This window comes from Cryobacterium sp. Y50, from assembly GCF_002929805.1.
GTDB lineage: Bacteria > Actinomycetota > Actinomycetes > Actinomycetales > Microbacteriaceae > Cryobacterium.
Genome location: NZ_PJJM01000101.1, coordinates 1 through 475, shown reverse-complemented (window position 1 = coordinate 475; position 475 = coordinate 1). Strand labels below are relative to the sequence as shown.

At 64.8% G+C, this 475-nt stretch carries 1 pseudogene; it reads right to left on the bottom strand.

Going from position 1 to position 475, the window contains the following annotated elements:
- A pseudogene (locus CXY73_RS16380) lies at positions 1-354 on the bottom strand (IS4 family transposase); the annotation flags it as partial.
- Positions 355-475: the final 121 nt, after the last annotated feature.

The window sequence follows — 475 nt, the reverse complement described above, 5'->3', positions numbered from 1 at the left end:
GTCGGGATTTTCGCGTCCGTCGTCGATTGTGTAGTCCACGACCCGCACGGTCAAGGGTGTTGTCGATTGTCGCCCCGTGCCGGAGGTCGGGATGATCGTTGCCAGCCAGGACCCGTCAGCGAGGGTCTCCTGGTGCCGGGGACGGAGGTTCGTCTTGACCCGCCAGAGCAGGTCAGCGCCCGTCGCTGCTGCCTGCGCCCACAACCGGAAACCGTAGAAGCCGCGGTCGGCGAGGACCAGCATGCCCGGCGTGAAGCGGCCGGCCAGCTCACGGGAGAGTTCAATTTCCGATGTCGTGCACGGGCCCATCACCGCGTCCAGAATGGCATGCGTTCCGCACTCAGCCAGGGCCACCAGGCGTGCCTGCGGAAAAGCAGATTGCTCCCCACGACTCACCGGTGGCCGACCAAAGAACTCCGTATTCACCACGCTGTCGGCCAGATCCAGGATCGTCCCGTCGATGGACATTAGACGC